Annotated in this window: 12 protein-coding genes; 3 read left to right on the forward strand and 9 right to left on the reverse strand. The window is 41.8% G+C overall.

Features of this window, described 5'->3' with window-relative positions; translation table 11 throughout:
* The first annotated feature begins 44 nt into the window (after positions 1-44).
* Positions 45-374 carry a hypothetical protein gene (locus LP316_RS13345; RefSeq protein WP_193021641.1) on the forward strand — a complete coding sequence of 110 codons (330 nt, stop codon included), beginning with the start codon at positions 45-47 and terminating at the stop codon, positions 372-374.
* An 85-nt stretch (positions 375-459) separates the two neighbouring features.
* Here LP316_RS13345 and yeiP read toward each other — a convergent pair whose 3' ends face one another.
* Positions 460-1032: an elongation factor P-like protein YeiP gene (gene yeiP, locus LP316_RS13350; RefSeq protein WP_193021642.1), complete on the reverse strand. Its 573-nt coding sequence runs from the start codon at positions 1030-1032 to the stop codon at positions 460-462.
* 17 nt (positions 1033-1049) lie between these two features.
* The gene (miaE, locus tag LP316_RS13355; protein WP_193021643.1) at positions 1050-1808 is read right to left on the reverse strand and encodes a tRNA isopentenyl-2-thiomethyl-A-37 hydroxylase MiaE; all 759 of its coding nucleotides are present in this window, start codon (positions 1806-1808) and stop codon (positions 1050-1052) included.
* Positions 1809-1908: 100 nt separating this feature from the next.
* Between miaE and LP316_RS13360 the strand changes: the two genes are divergently transcribed.
* Positions 1909-2184, forward strand: a complete 276-nt coding sequence (locus LP316_RS13360; RefSeq protein ID WP_193021644.1) for a hypothetical protein — start codon at positions 1909-1911, stop codon at positions 2182-2184.
* Positions 2185-2370: 186 nt separating this feature from the next.
* Positions 2371-2967 (forward strand): Yip1 family protein, encoded by a 597-nt coding sequence (locus LP316_RS13365; RefSeq protein ID WP_193021645.1) that lies wholly within the window; start codon positions 2371-2373, stop codon positions 2965-2967.
* A 92-nt stretch (positions 2968-3059) separates the two neighbouring features.
* On the opposite strand, the gene purF is transcribed toward LP316_RS13365, so the two are convergent.
* From purF to LP316_RS13400, 7 genes are all read right to left on the reverse strand, one after another.
* Entirely contained in the window at positions 3060-4580 is a 1521-nt protein-coding gene (purF, locus tag LP316_RS13370; protein ID WP_193021646.1) for an amidophosphoribosyltransferase, read from the reverse strand.
* A gap of 24 nt (positions 4581-4604) precedes the next feature.
* Entirely contained in the window at positions 4605-5087 is a 483-nt protein-coding gene (locus tag LP316_RS13375; protein ID WP_193021647.1) for a CvpA family protein, read from the reverse strand.
* Positions 5088-5159: 72 nt separating this feature from the next.
* Entirely contained in the window at positions 5160-5789 is a 630-nt protein-coding gene (locus LP316_RS13380) for an SPOR domain-containing protein (RefSeq protein ID WP_193021648.1), read from the reverse strand.
* 9 nt (positions 5790-5798) lie between these two features.
* On the reverse strand, positions 5799-7058 hold the full coding sequence (gene folC, locus LP316_RS13385; protein ID WP_193021649.1) for a bifunctional tetrahydrofolate synthase/dihydrofolate synthase: 1260 nt from the start codon (positions 7056-7058) through the stop codon (positions 5799-5801).
* Positions 7059-7919 carry an acetyl-CoA carboxylase, carboxyltransferase subunit beta gene (accD, locus tag LP316_RS13390; protein ID WP_193021650.1) on the reverse strand — a complete coding sequence of 287 codons (861 nt, stop codon included), beginning with the start codon at positions 7917-7919 and terminating at the stop codon, positions 7059-7061.
* Positions 7920-8196: 277 nt separating this feature from the next.
* On the reverse strand, positions 8197-8991 hold the full coding sequence (gene truA, locus LP316_RS13395) for a tRNA pseudouridine(38-40) synthase TruA (protein ID WP_193021651.1): 795 nt from the start codon (positions 8989-8991) through the stop codon (positions 8197-8199).
* Positions 8992-9079: 88 nt separating this feature from the next.
* A complete protein-coding gene (locus LP316_RS13400) occupies positions 9080-12472 on the reverse strand; it encodes a FimV/HubP family polar landmark protein (protein WP_193021652.1) in 3393 nt (1130 codons plus the stop codon).
* Positions 12473-12547: the final 75 nt, after the last annotated feature.

Below are 12547 nucleotides of genomic sequence, written 5' to 3' on the forward strand. Positions count from 1 at the left end.
TGATCATACATTGTCGGCTAAAGAAGTATTTTTAGGGATAAAGCATGAAAAATTTAGCGAGCACATTAGCGATTTTAACCAGCTTATATGTGCACTGTGCATTTGCACAAGGGACGACAATTGAACTCCCGCTGATGGAAGATGCGCGTGTATTCTACCAAGATACAGCAAAGCTTCCCTATGTTGCTAACTTTTACACGCGCTCGTCACAACAAGAAATTGTTGCATTTTATCGCGATAGCTTAGGTGAAGTAACCAGCCAGGAAACTAAGCGCGGTCGTTTAACCTTGCACTTTGCTAATGCCGATGTTCAATATCGCGTAGTCATTTCTCAGCAAAACAATATGCGCCAAGTCGATATTATTGCTCAGTAAACTTAGTTGTTTAGTGGTAAAAGCAGTAACAAAAAAGCCAAGTCAACGACTTGGCTTTTCCATACTTAATGGGTGAATAAATAAATTATTTATCACCACGGCCCATAAACTTTGATTCTGCAGTGTTCACTTTAATCACATCACCGGTTGAAATATGCTCAGGTACTTGCACGGTTAAACCGGTTGATAACACAGCCGGTTTAGTACGCGAGGTTGCCGATGCGCCTTTAATTGACGGATCGGTTTCAACAACTTCTAGCTCAACGCTTGATGGCAATTCAAGTGCAACCGCGCTACCGTCAATAATGATGACTTGAATACCGGTTGTTTCTTCATTGATAAACAATAACTCGTCGGCAATTGCCTCTTTATTTAAGTTATAGGGGGTGTAATCTTCGTTATCCATAAAGACATATTCATCGCCATCAATGTATGAAAACATCACATCACGACGGGTTAAGTCAGCTAATTTAAGCATGTCGACGTCTTTAAAGGTTTCGTCAATTTTAGCGCCTGTGACGACATCGTACATTCTCATACGGTATAGGCTACCACCTGCTCGGCCTTGCGGCACGGAGCGACTAATATCCTTGATCATAACCACTGAGCCATTGTGCTCAATTGCGGTATTCTTTTTTACTTCACTTGCCTTTGGCATGTTATTTCCTCTAACGATTATTCTGGCGCACCACTGTGAAACTTAAAATCACGATCTGGGGTGCTAATTAGTTGTGCTTCTAACTGACCGAAGTAGTTTACTCTTGCTGAAATATCGCCACCGGCTATTTGCTCGGCAAGCGCTAAATAATCTTGATAATGACGCGCTTCACTGCGTAGCAATGAGACATAGAAATTGTTCAGCTCATCATCCAAATACGGCGCTAATTTAGCAAAACGCTCACACGATCTCGCCTCAATATATGCGCCAATAATTAATTTATCAATTAAGGTATTTGGCTCATAGCTAGTAACGTGACGTATCAGGCCTTTGGCGTAGCGACTTGGCGTAATGGAATAATACTCAATACCGCGATTATCCATAATTTCTAATACTTGATAAAAATGGTGTAACTCTTCTTTGATGAGTAAAACCATTTTATCAATCAAATCTTGGCCATACGGCGAATCGCTTTTAGGGATGATCTGCTTCGATAATTTATTTTTATTGGCTAAATCTGCAAGAGAGCCTTGCTTTTTATAAATAAATTGTTCGTACGGCGCCAACCACTCGAGTAAGGCATCGCCGCTTTCTTTATCAACGGCATACTTGCGAATTAAGTACATAGCCGTTTGCGCAGCTTTTAACTCACAGATCATATGATCAATGAGCAGCACTTCTAAATTTTCTGGCTGTTTTGCTTTTTCTATCCAAGCATCAGGCGTTTCACATTGAAGAAACTGCTGAATTGGCTCAAGTAAACGTTGGTGTGACATACAATGACTACGATTTTTTAAATTGCCGCTATTTTAAAAGGCAAAGCACAAGCTTTCTAGTGTAAAATGAGTTTTATCCGATCTACATCAGTAAAGCCCGATGAATAAAGACGTTAAAAAACTGCTCAATGAACATCAACAACTGATCCACAGTGAATCCAAAAAGGTGACTTCGCACGTACAAAGAGACGATGGTGACTGGTTTGTTAACACTCTAATGCTCGAAGGAGTTGATTCGCCGTTTAAGTATAAGCGCAAGCAGCCTTATCGATCGCTTAAAGGTTCACGGGTTAATTTAACTTATTATCGAGCGACAGAAGTAATCGCTGGTTTTGAGATGGAATACATGAAGGTTGTTAGAGTAAAAACCTTATAAATAGTACGTTTTTTAATCAATCTTTTGATTTAGAGCATCTTTTTTGATTATTTTGCAACCAAGTCTTGACGAATTAATCACCATACTTCATAAATTAAATAACGACGATAAAAAAAATAAATGTCGTTTGACGGGCAAATAAAAATCTATTTTGCCAATTATGGGGAATTGTATGAGGAAGGTATTATGTTACTAAATCACATCTGGGGCTTATATGCTCATCCTAAAGAAGAATGGCACACAATAGAAAAACGTCATGAAAGTTTGACGTACTCGCTAACGCACATCTTAGTTGTCGCGTTGATTCCTTCAATCTGTGGTTATTATGCCGCAGCGCATATCGGTTGGTCTATCGGCGCAAACGATACCATTAAATTAACAGAGCAAAGCGCTGCCTATATGGCGGTGGGTATGTACGGCGCATTAATTGCCGGAGTATTCGCGCTTGCTTATTTAATCCACTGGATGGCAAAAACATTTGACGCTAAGCCAGACTTTGTACAATCGCTTGAGCTTGCAGCTTACACGGCCACACCATTGTTAATGGTTGGTGTGGCGGCGCTATACCCAGTGCTATGGTTTGTCGCTTGTGCCGGCATACTCGCAACTTGTTATTCAGTTTACTTACTGTATTCAGGCGTGCCGATTATGATGAATATCCCTGAAGAAAAAGGCTTTATCTACTCGAGCTCTGTTGTTACTTGCGGTTTAGTATTACTAGTAGGCATTATGGCAAGTACTGTTATTTTATGGAGCTTGGGCTTTGGTCCGGTATTTACTTAGCAGGTAAACGCATTAAATCTCCCTGTTTTGTTGATTGTTGAAAATGCAAAGGGCGCTAAATATAGCGCCCTTTTTATTAGATTAATTTAAGGTTATGAACCTTCACCTTCGTTGTGCATATCAATGACTGATTCAGCATTTTTATCGGTTTGCTCTTTAGATTCATCGTTGCGCGCAGCATCCAACTTCTCTAAATAACCTTGGTCGATATCATTAGTAATGTACTGACCGGTAAACACCGATGATTCAAAATGTTTCACTTCAGGGTTGGCAAAACCTACCGCGGCAGTTAAGTCTTCAATTGATTGATAAATCAATTTGTCTGCACCAATTAATTGACATATATCTTCGAGTTCACGACCGTGAGCAATTAATTCGTTAGCACTTGGCATATCGATACCATAAACGTTCGGGAAGCGAACTTCCGGCGCTGCTGAAGCAAAATAAACTTTCTTGGCGCCAGATTGACGAGCCATCTCAATAATTTGCTCTGATGTTGTACCGCGAACAATTGAGTCATCAACAAGTAAAACGTTTTTGCCTTTAAATTCAGAACTAATAGCATTTAGCTTACGACGAACCGATTTTTTGCGCTCTGCTTGACCCGGCATAATAAACGTACGGCCAATATAGCGATTTTTAACGAAGCCTTGGCGGTAAGGGATATTCAACTGCTGAGCGATTTCTAACGCAATGTCACATGACGTTTCTGGAATTGGGATCACGACATCAATATCGATGTCTTCCCATTCGCGAGCAATTTTATCGCCCAAGCGCTTACCCATTTCTACGCGTGATTGATATACCGACATTTTATCGATAGTCGAATCAGGGCGAGCAAAATAAACGAATTCAAATAGACACGGACTATAAACTGGATTTTGCGCACATTGTTTTGAGTGAATATGGCCATCTTCTGAGAAGTAAATCGCCTCGCCTGGTGCAACATCGCGAACAAATTCAAAATCACAAGCGTCAAGCGCTACTGACTCTGAAGCCACCATGTATTCTACACCCGTTTCAGTTTCACGTTTACCGAACACTAATGGACGAATGCCATTTGGATCGCGAAATGCAACCATACCGTGACCGATAATTAAGGCAACAGTAGCATAACCACCACGAATACGGTTGTGAACATTTTCAATGGCCGTGAAAATGTTATCTGGTGTTAAAGACAAGGCATCTACTTGATGTAGTTCATGACCTAAAATGTTTAACAGCAACTCTGAATCAGATGTCGTATTGACATGGCGTTTTGCCGTAGTAAATAACCACTCTTTTAACTCACTGGCATTGGTTAAATTACCATTGTGTGCCAATGAAATACCAAAAGGCGAGTTGGCATAAAATGGCTGAGCTTCAGATGAGCTTGATGTACCCGCCGTTGGGTAACGAACATGGCCGATACCAATGTTGCCCTGCAAGCGCAACATATGGCGCGTGTGAAAGACATCTTTAACTAAACCGTTGGCTTTTCTTAGCCTAAACATGTTGTCGCTAATGGTAACAATACCCGCCGCGTCTTGGCCACGGTGTTGTAACACCGTTAATCCATCATATAAAGATTGACTTACTGGTGTTTGACCAACAATACCAACAATACCACACATGACATTTCTCTCCGCCGAACCCTACTAGGATAAAAAACTTGATGTTTGCTTCAAATATTCAAAAAACCACTCAATAACTAAATCAAACTCTGGGATCAATTGTGACGACTGCCACCAATCGGTATTGCTTGCTGGGGTAAAGGCATCCATAAAAAACAACACAGCACTCGAAATTAGTACACCGCGAAGCGCACCAAAGACCAAGCCTAATATTCTATCTGTTCCAGAAAGGCCTGTTTTCGTGACAAGCTCGCCAATGAGATAGTTTATTAGAGCGCCGAGAATAAGGGTTGTTATAAAGAGGATGGCTATAGCCGCTGCATTGCGCAACAAAGGATCTGAGATGTTAGTTAAAAGAGTCGCTAAGTTTGAATAGAATTGACTTGCAATAAAAAATGCCGACGCCCATATAATGAGAGATATCGCTTCTTTGACAAAGCCCCTCACTAAGCTAATTAGCGTTGATATGCCAATCACCGCCAAGATGGCATAATCTATCCAAACCATAAATCGAATAATCTCGTTACTTATGAGGCGCGCATTCTATCAGAACGCCACTGCTAAACCTAACCTTTTTTGTTATTTTGTTGGGCTGTATTTGGCAATTTTTCCTGTCACATTTGCAATTTTAGCTAATTCAGGAATTTGTTTTTCTAAATTTGATTTGTTGATATCCGGCCCGACGAACACTTTGGTTAAGGTTCTATTTTTAGTTTTAACCGGTTTAGTAAACACGACGTAGCCAGCGTTGGTCAGCTTTTTTACTAACTCATCGACATTTTTTTTCTTGCTAAAACTACCTAACTGGATAACCCAGGCGTCGCCGGTAACATTTTGCTTGATGGGCTCAACACTTTGCTCTACTTTTGGCTCAGCACCGAGTTGCTCAGGCTTTGCCATCGTAGTGATAGTCAATGTCTCACTTGCTTGTATCGTTTGATTTGTATCACTTGAGTTTTGAGGCAACTCGGGCTCATCATCTAGCGCTTGTTCATCTTCAACCACTTCAGGATTATCAATGATATTGAGCTTTTGTTCAGGAAATTCTTTTGGTGTTGTGACATTTTCAACCTTTGGCGGTTGTGGAATCACATCAAACTGCTCTTGATAGGTTTTCTTTTTGCCGTCTAACAAATCAGGTAAAAATATAATGGCTGCCGCTGCAACAATTACCGTACCAACAATACGATTTTGAAATGGTGTAGACAAAAAAAACTCCTAAACATATAACTTGCGAACTTCTGCTACGGTAAAAAATGATCCAAAAACTAAAATCAAATCATTGTCTTCCGCTGTTTGTAATGCCATTTTAAATGCCTGTTCGACATTGTCAAAACAATTAACGTTTTGCGCCCTATCAGATAATGTTGCGGCCAGTTCACGTGCTTGTGCACCTCTTGGAACCGCTAGATTAGTTAAATACCAGTGAGCGATGTGTTCTTCAAACAAGGATAACGTACCTTGAATATCTTTGTCCTTGAGCATACCCACCACGCAGTGTAGCTGATTAAACTGATAGCGCGATAATGCGGCAACTAAATGACGAGCTGCATGAGGGTTATGAGCAACATCAAGCAGTACCTGGGGGTGTTGTGCGACTAATTCAGTGCGGCCAACAACCTGAGTTTGACTTATCACTTGATTGATAAAATCTTCATCGAGCGACAATTCAAGGTGCCTTAGCACCGTTATAGCGGTGGCAACGTTATCAAGCGGAATATTGGGTAAAGTAAGATGGTTAAAAGTGCATGCTTTAGTTTGATATTGCCAAGCTTGTTGATTAACTTCTACGTTAAAATCCTGACCGCGATAAAGCGCTTTTGCACCGATTGACGCAGCGTGCTCAACAATAGAATGAATTTTGCGCGGCTCCCCTACCACTGCAATCTTATCGCCTCGCATAATACCGGCTTTTTCAAAGCCTATTAGCTCTTTAGTATTCCCCAAAAATGCTTGGTGATCTAAATCGATACTGGTGATAACGGCAATATCGGCATCAATAATATTAGTTGCATCTAATCGCCCACCTAACCCTACTTCTAAGATCACGATATCAGGCTCGATTTCTTGGCAAATCATTAACGCCGCTAATGTCGTGTACTCATAATAAGTCAATGAAATATCACCACGAGCTTGTTCGATGCGCTCAAAGGCTTGAATTAGCGGGGCATCATCAATATCAGCTTTATCAATTCGCAACCTTTCATTAAAGCGCTCAATGTGAGGGGATGAATAAACAGCTACGCGTTTGCCTTTTGCCAATAGCGCATTTTCGAGAAAAGCACAGGTCGTGCCTTTTCCGTTAGTGCCAGCAACCGTTATCACCGTAGATGCGCCCAACGATATTGCTAAACGTTCGGCGACTTGATTAATACGCGTTAGGCCAAGGTCGATTTCTTGGCTGTGAATAGATTCTAAATAAGAAAGCCAATTATCAAGTGAGGCATTTGATAATTGGCTTGGTAATGGTTTGGTCATTTATTCTCTGATCGGCGACGGTTGGCCAGTAAGCTTTGCCAATAAACGCGCTAAAGTATCACGCATTTGACGACGATCGACAATCATATCAATCGCACCTTTTTCTAATAGAAACTCACTGCGCTGAAAGCCTTCTGGTAATTTTTCACGAACCGTTTGCTCGATAACACGAGGACCAGCAAAACCAATAAGTGCTTTTGGCTCAGCAACGTTAATATCACCCAGCATAGCTAAACTTGCTGAAACACCGCCCATTGTTGGATCGGTTAATACGGAAATATACGGCAAGCCTTTTTCGCTCATTTTCGCTAGTGCCGCACTTGTTTTAGCCATTTGCATCAACGACATCAGCGCTTCTTGCATACGTGCACCACCACTTGCTGAAAAGCAAACTAATGGCAAATTATGCTCTAAACACACTTCGACTGCAGCGACAAAACGCGCGCCAACGACAGAGGCCATTGAACCACCTAAAAAGGCAAATTCAAATGATGCCGCAACAACAGGCATTCCGTGCAATTCACCACGCATTACCACGAGTGCATCTTTCTCACCTGACACTTTTTGTGCCGAGCTGATACGATCTTTATATTTTTTAGAGTCCTTAAACTTTAATACGTCTTTTGGCTCGAATTGCTCACCGATTTCTTGACGGTTATTGGCATCTAAAAATGTTTCAAGGCGTTTACGAGCACTAATGCGCATATGGTGATCACATTTCGGACACACACTCATCGCTCTTTCTAGCTCAACTTTGTATAGCATCGCATTACATGATGTACACTTAGTCCAAACACCTTCGGGAATATTACTTTTTTGTGTAGTTTTAGCTTTTGGGAGAATCTTTTCTATCCAGCTCATAATTCTTTTTAGCCTATTGCAATAAAATACGATTGATGATGTCTGCTTTTTTGTTTATACCCAATGAGTATATTTAATCATCAACCAGATAAAACAGTATACATAACCGTGAATTAAACCATAGATAGCGAGTAATCAGTTACAAAAAACTGGTCTGTTTTGTTCTTTATTCAACAAATGATGCCTTGATGCGAGCTCAAGTTACCTCAAAGTCAACGAGCCACCGATTGTAGATTTCAAACACAACCTAAGTCACTCCATCCAAGCAGTCTAGAGTTTAGCCTATTTGATCTGGCAAAAACAGAGGCCCTAAAGGCCTCGTTGGCAGTTCAAATGTTTCAGGATATGTAACATCGACAAAATACAAACCGCCAGCTGCAGCAGTCATTCCTGCAACGCATCGGTTTTTAGCTGCTAACACTTGTTGCATCCACTCAACCGACTCTTGCTTTTTACCGACGCGAATCAAGCTTCCGGCAATGTTGCGAATCATGTGATGAAGAAACGCATTGCCCTTAACATCAATAACAATGTAATCTTGCAAACGATGAACCTTGATATGTTCGATCGTTCTTATCGGTGACGGCGCTTGACAGTGAACAGTGCGAAACGAGGTAAAGTCGTGGGTACCAACCAGTGCTTGAGCCGCTTGGTGCATTAGCTCGTCATCTAATGGGTCGTGGACGAAGCAAAGACCCGAAGTTAAAATCGCCGGACGAAATAATGCATTGTATATCACGTACCGATAACGGCGAGAGGTCGCGCTAAAGCGCGCGTGAAAATCTTCAGGGACTTGTTTTACCCAAGAAATAGCGACATCTGATGGCAAGTTAGTGTTTACGCCTAGTGTCCATGCTACATCTTTTCTGATTTTTGTCGTATCAAAATGGACAATTTGATTGGTCGCATTAACACCTGTATCTGTGCGCCCTGCACACACCACCTCGACGGGTTCATCTGCTATTTTAGATAAAGCAAGCTCAAGTGTTTCTTGAACACTAGGTGAATGTTTTTGACGTTGCCAGCCGCAGTAATTTTTACCGTCATACTGCACGCCTAATGCATAGCGCATAAATACCTCCGTTAGATTCGGAGGCGCATTATTACTAATTTTAATGCGCTTGCCAATGCTAATAACTCGACTAATTCAAATAACTCGACTAATTCAAATTATCGAGTAACTGCTGAGCTTCAAACTGCTGTTGAGCATCACCTAGTTTGATGACGTCTTGTAAAATAACTTCGGCATTCTCTTCATCACCAATTTCTATATAGACTTTAGCGAGGTCTAACTTAGCGGCAACACCATTGCTGTCCTCGTCATCAATATCGGTATCATCGCCGGCAAATTCAGGAAATTCATCAAGGCCAACATCAATATTTTCTTTTCGATATTGTTCTTCGTTTTCTGAGTCAAGCGACTCTGAAAGCAAGCTGTCAACTGAAACAAAGTCTGCCGGCTCTTGATCCTCTTCATCAAGCGCGACCAGATCATCGCCAATATCGAGATCGGAGATAACATCTTCAACTACTGGCTCTTCACTGTTACTAGGCTTGTTTTCTTCTTCGATATTCGCCAGCAATTCGTCAAAATCTAGGTTATTTAACTCTTGAATATCTTCTATTTCGCTTGCTTCAGCAACCTCTTCTTTAGGTTGAGGCTCGCCGTCACTTAGCAGATCAGCTAATACATTAGAGTCAGTAAAGTCAGGTGTTAGTTCAATGGGCTCTTGGTTTTCTGGCACTGCGCCTTCACTGAGTAAATTTGCCAGTGTAGACTCATCAAACGGTGATTCGACTTCTTCTATCTGCTCGGCAACATCATTAATCAAGTCATCTTCTGCTTGGCTATCCTCAGCCGCAACTTGTGCTAAAAGCTCATCAATATTGAGTTCTTCATCATCATCCAAGTCGTCTTGCTCTGTGCTCTGCTCATCAAGTGAGCTATCGTCAAGCTCGTCACCTAAATCAAGTAAGTCATCAATTTCATCTTGATTAGGCTGCTCTACTTCTTCAACTTGAATCGACTCTAGAATATCATCGACATCTAAAACTTCTTGATCTTCAGGCTCTGCGGTATCTAGCTCATCTGAAGCTACTTCAGTCTCGTTTGCATCGGTTTCAGCTGCGCCAATATCACTAAAGTCCATGGTTAAAAACTGACCGACAGTTTCCTGAGTAAAGTTTTCAATATCTTGGCTATGACTACCTACTTGCGCTGTATCTGATGCTACTTCTTCAATAGGTTGGTTATCATCAGCGGTATTTGCCGGCATCGGTTCGTCAAATGTCGACAGTAAAGCGTCAATATCATTTGGATCGGTTAACTCAACACTTGCATTAGCTGGTTGTTCGCTTTCCAATGCAATTTCATCAATTAGTGCGTCGATATCTTCTGGCTCGGCAACTTCTTCGCTAGCTTGCTCATTTGCAACGCCATCTAATAACGCATCAATGTCATCTGGATCGGCGACTTCTTCGCTAACTTGTTCATCTGCAACGCCATCTAATAACGCATCAATGTCGTCTGGATCGGCGACTTCTTCGCTAGCTTGTTCATCTGCAACGCCATCTAATAAGGCATCAATATCGTCTGGATCGGCGACTTCTTCGCTAGCTTGTTCATCTGCTACGCCATCTAATAACGCATCAATGTCGTCTGGATCGGCGACTTCTTCGCTAGCTTGTTCATCTGCTACGCCATCTAATAACGCATCAATGTCGTCTGGATCGGCGACTTCTTCGCTAGCTTGTTCATCTACAACGCCATCTAATAACGCATCAATGTCGTCTGGATCGGCGACTTCTTCGCTAGCTTGCTCATCTGCAACTTCATCTGCAACGCCATCTAATAAGGCATCAATGTCATCTGGATCGGCGACTTCTTCACTTGCTTGCTCATCTGCAACGCCATCTAATAAGGCATCAATGTCGTCTGGATCGGCGACTTCTTCGCTAGCTTGTTCATCTGCTACGCCATCTAATAAGGCATCAATGTCATCTGGATCGGCGACTTCTTCACTAGCTTGCTCATCTGCAACGCCGTCCAATAACGCATCAATGTCGTCCGGATCGGCGACTTCTTCTGATTCACCTGCTTGTTCGTCTTTTGCTTCTGGTTGCTTTTTGCCTTCAACCACATCGTTAACTTCACTTAGCAAAGCGTCGATATCGTCTTCGGTATTGGCAGGTGTTTCTTCTTCGTCTTTATCTGTGCTTAAGCCACCAAGTAGGTCATCAAGCATGTCTTGACCTAACTCACCACCGTCTAATACTTCGCCTTCATCACTGTCAGCTGTTTGGTCTAACATATCATCAATGTCATCACCGGCTAGTTCAGTGGTGTCATCAAGCGGTTGATCGTCACCTAAATCATCAAGGGAAATATCTTCTAAATCGTCGAGATCATCATCTAAATGAATAACGTCATCATCAAGCAGTTCATCATCTAAATCATCAAGATCATCGGAGAATAATTCGTCACCACCTAGGTCTGCTTCACCTAAGTCACTTAACTCATCGTCTTCAGCCAAATCTATCGCTAATTCGTCATCAAGTGATAGTTCGCCGTCAAGTGCCAATTCATCTGCAGGAGCATCTGCGACGGCCGGTGTTTCTGCTGCTTTTTCGGCTACCGGAGCAGCTTGTTCGGTTTTGGATTCTTCCCCTGAATTTTTGCGGCGCATTAAAAAGAAGGCAATTAATGACACAACTAATACCGCAGGCACAGTTGCAACTAAAATGGTAAACCAAATACTCGACATAAAGCTGCTCTCTTCAAGTGCTGCTTTTTGCTTCTCAAGCATCAGCTCCTGCTCACGGGCATTGGCTTTATCTAGTAATTCTTGCAAAAGTTTAATTTGGCTATCCATTTGAGCCTTGATTTCGTCACCTTTAGCAACTTGTTGCTGCATTTCGCCAAGCTGCTGACCGAAATTTGATAATCGCTGTTTGAGCTTTTCGTCTTCCTGTAACAGAGCCTGTAAACCATCTATTGAATCTAATACGTCATTTTGAATGGTTTCTAAGCGTTGCACTTGACTTTTGCCAATATCTTCAAGCTGTTGATTAATTTCGCTTTTCGCTTGCTCTAAATCTTGTTTTTGCACGACATTTGCCGGTGCCGCCTTTTTAGCGACAACTTTTGGCGCTGCCTTAACTTTCTTTTCCCAAATACTGTCGTCATTGTCAGATTTTGCTTGGGCTTGAACGGGATCTATTGCTGCTATTTCATCGTAGGAAGGAACTTTTAAGTATTGTCCATTAACAAGGTGGTTAAGGTTATTCTCTTTGAAAGCTTGTGGGTTTTTTAGGTAAAGCGCCTGCATGACTTGGTAGACAGAAAATCTCGGATCTGGGCGAACCATTAAGGCAATTTTCCATAAGGTGTCAGCGTTGGTAATCGGACCGTATTGCTTGATCACTGAAGTATCTGATGATTTTGGACCACGTATCTGAACGCCGGCTTCTTGCGCAGCAACACAGAGTGAACCTAGGGTCAACAAGCTACCCAGTAACAAAGGCAATAAACGCGAACTAAGTGTACGATGCATTAAGGCTTTCCTAACTCTTATTATATGCGCCAAATAATTGGCTTTATTAGTAAAATTTTAGTCTAACTAAAAGCT

The organism is Thalassotalea sp. LPB0316, assembly GCF_014898095.1.
Classification (GTDB): Bacteria; Pseudomonadota; Gammaproteobacteria; order Enterobacterales; family Alteromonadaceae; genus Thalassotalea_G.

Bases quoted from the DNA above. Each gene is read 5' to 3' on its own strand.
- truA (WP_193021651.1), bottom strand. From the start codon at position 8,991: ATGCGCTATGCATTAGGCGTGCAGTATGACGGTAAAAATTACTGCGGC.
- LP316_RS13360 (WP_193021644.1), top strand. From the start codon at position 1,909: ATGAATAAAGACGTTAAAAAACTGCTCAATGAACATCAACAACTGATC.
- yeiP (WP_193021642.1), bottom strand. From the start codon at position 1,032: ATGCCAAAGGCAAGTGAAGTAAAAAAGAATACCGCAATTGAGCACAAT.
- accD (WP_193021650.1), bottom strand. From the start codon at position 7,919: ATGAGCTGGATAGAAAAGATTCTCCCAAAAGCTAAAACTACACAAAAA.
- LP316_RS13375 (WP_193021647.1), bottom strand. From the start codon at position 5,087: ATGGTTTGGATAGATTATGCCATCTTGGCGGTGATTGGCATATCAACG.
- LP316_RS13345 (WP_193021641.1), top strand. From the start codon at position 45: ATGAAAAATTTAGCGAGCACATTAGCGATTTTAACCAGCTTATATGTG.
- LP316_RS13400 (WP_193021652.1), bottom strand. From the start codon at position 12,472: ATGCATCGTACACTTAGTTCGCGTTTATTGCCTTTGTTACTGGGTAGC.
- purF (WP_193021646.1), bottom strand. From the start codon at position 4,580: ATGTGTGGTATTGTTGGTATTGTTGGTCAAACACCAGTAAGTCAATCT.
- miaE (WP_193021643.1), bottom strand. From the start codon at position 1,808: ATGTCACACCAACGTTTACTTGAGCCAATTCAGCAGTTTCTTCAATGT.
- LP316_RS13365 (WP_193021645.1), top strand. From the start codon at position 2,371: ATGTTACTAAATCACATCTGGGGCTTATATGCTCATCCTAAAGAAGAA.
- folC (WP_193021649.1), bottom strand. From the start codon at position 7,058: ATGACCAAACCATTACCAAGCCAATTATCAAATGCCTCACTTGATAAT.